Source organism: Streptococcus porcorum (assembly GCF_053203725.1).
The window spans coordinates 1-2289 of sequence record NZ_JBRUDG010000065.1 but is presented as its reverse complement, the minus strand read 5'-3'; the positions used below and the strand labels follow the sequence as shown (position 1 = coordinate 2289).

Annotated in this window: 1 protein-coding gene and 2 pseudogenes; 2 read left to right on the top strand and 1 reads right to left on the bottom strand. The window is 36.3% G+C overall.

The window, feature by feature from the left end; all coding sequences use genetic code 11:
• Positions 1 to 241: 241 nt before the first annotated feature.
• The gene (locus ACVRWY_RS09455; protein ID WP_354369915.1) at positions 242 to 733 is read right to left on the bottom strand and encodes a sigma-70 RNA polymerase sigma factor region 4 domain-containing protein; all 492 of its coding nucleotides are present in this window, start codon (positions 731 to 733) and stop codon (positions 242 to 244) included.
• A 370-nt stretch (positions 734 to 1103) separates the two neighbouring features.
• Between ACVRWY_RS09455 and ACVRWY_RS09450 the strand changes: the two are divergent.
• Both ACVRWY_RS09450 and ACVRWY_RS09445 read left to right on the top strand, forming a co-directional pair.
• Positions 1104 to 1382, top strand: a pseudogene (locus ACVRWY_RS09450) (ISL3 family transposase); the annotation flags it as partial.
• Between the two features lie 73 nt (positions 1383 to 1455).
• Positions 1456 to 2166, top strand: a pseudogene (locus tag ACVRWY_RS09445) (ISL3 family transposase); the annotation flags it as partial.
• Positions 2167 to 2289: the final 123 nt, after the last annotated feature.

The window sequence follows — 2289 nt, the reverse complement described above, 5'->3', positions numbered from 1 at the left end:
TTTGAGCTCACGCTCTTCTTGTCATCGCTGACTTATTGTTTCTTGACAGGTTACTTTCGTAACCCTGCACGTTTGGTTCGTCTTGTTCAGTTTTCAAAGGTCTTTGTCGCTCTCTCGCGACAACTATTATAGTATATCAGCTTATCAATTAAGTGTCAACACTTTTTTGTGTTTTTTTATTTTTTTTTCAAAAAAGTGTTCAACACTCAATCTCCCTTATATTTTACTACTGTTTATTAACCTAATTTTTGAAGTCAGATAGGTAACTCTGTAACCGTGATTTCATAACTTTTTGTCCTCTAAATCTTTCCCCTCTTAAAAATTGTTTGTATTGCACTTTTTCCTTATAATTTAAGGTAGATTCAAAACGAGATAAGGCATCTTCAAAAGCTACTATTTCATCTAAAAATAGTCTGTCTTGACAAATACTATCCCCCATTTCTCCGATTTCTTCATAGGCCATTTTACTAAAACGACGCTTCTGGCTTTCTTGCGCTCTAACAACATCATTAGCGTGGTTGATAAATTTTGTTTTGAAATAGGTAAATAGTTTGGGATCATCTTTTCTAAACTCTGGAAAGTCTCTCAGTAATCGATATAATATGATTCTACCTTCTTGATGCCAGTCGTCATAGTCCCAAAGTTTGATATAGTAATTCTGGCGTGTTTTATTCACTATAGCCGCAACTTTTTTGTAGATCGCTTCAAAATCTTTCTGATTTTCTTCTTGCATTATACTACACTCCTTATGATCATTTTGTAAGCTCTAAAACTTACTAAATTATCATATAAAATTTTTTAGCATTTCAACATGACATAAATGTCATGTTGAAATGAAGCCTAGCTATATAATAGAGCATAATAAGAAAACAGGACTACCTATCGTAAAAATAGAGACATGGAAGCTTAATCAAATGGTTTGTAGGATTTAACCGTTTGAAAAACAAATCGAAAAGACCGTTAACTTTTGTTGTTCAAGTCACAGCAAGGGGAAAAGCTGCTTCCTAATTGATAATTAAGAACACTAATACCGTACTTTGAGACCTTACTAGAAACTCGTATAACAGGATATCCGTAAACTCAACAATTAACAATTCTAGCACCCTAAGTTTCGGATACACTTAACTAGCCAGAAAATTCTAGAAAAAACTCCTATCTTACTCAGATGAGCTGCGACAGTTTTTCCAGACGGTGTTTAAGACATTTCTAAAGGATAAGGACAAGGTTTTGAATGACCTAGAATGACCTAGAATCACCTTGTTCCAACGCCAAATAAGAGAAATGCCTTTGGTTTCAGGAAATTTGAAAACTTAAAAAAGTCCCATATGACCTATAATGAAAAGCGTTCAAACAACTCATTAGAAAGGGTTCATATGGAATAAATCAAGAGTCAGGGAAGTGACTCTTGATTCCTGAGCCTAGAAATAAAAAAGCGAAGATCATACCACAGAACTTATCGGAATCAAAGATAAAAACATTAAAATTCTATTCGTTTTGAAACATCAAACCCATCTAGAGATCAGGGCAAAGCTAGATTACGACAGTCCTAGCTGTCCTCATTGCCAAGAAAAATGTATCAAGTACGATTTTCAAATGCCCTCAAAAATTCCAATTTTAGATTGTCAGGGGCTTCCAACCCTCCTACTGCTTAAGAAGCGGCGGTTTCAGTGCAAATCTTGCCAAAAAGTAACCGTTTCTGAGACACCTCTGGTCAAGAAAAACTGTCAGATTTCCCAACCAATCTGGGAGAAAGTCACTCAACTACACACAGAAAACATGACCAACTCAGCTATCGCTAGGAGACTACACATTTCCGTGTCCGTCGTACAGAGAAAATTGGCTCAGTTTCAATTTCCTCAAGATTTTACGACATTACCAAAAGTCTTAAGCTGGGATGAATTTAGTCGGAACAAAGGAAAACTTGCCTTTATTGCCCAGGATTTTGAGACGAGACGCATTGTGACCATTCTCGAGAATAACCGCCAAGCTACCATAAAGAACTATTTCTACAAGTATCCTAGAGCCGTTAGAAAGACTGTCAAGGTCGTGACAGTGGACATGTCGGGTAGCTATATTCCCATCATCAAACAGCTATTTCCAAGAGCGAAAATTGTTCTTGATCGATTTCACATTATCCAGCACCTGAGCCGAGCTATGATGTCAACTTGTACCTTTGTCAATGATGTGAGACCTAAAATGTTATTTTGAAGCTATCCATTTGTTAAGCTTTACTAGGAGCTAGCTCCTAGTAAAGCTTTTCTGATATCGATAGGAGATTTCCATCCTAAA

Bases quoted from the DNA above. Each gene is read 5' to 3' on its own strand.
- ACVRWY_RS09455 (WP_354369915.1), bottom strand. From the start codon at position 733: ATGCAAGAAGAAAATCAGAAAGATTTTGAAGCGATCTACAAAAAAGTT.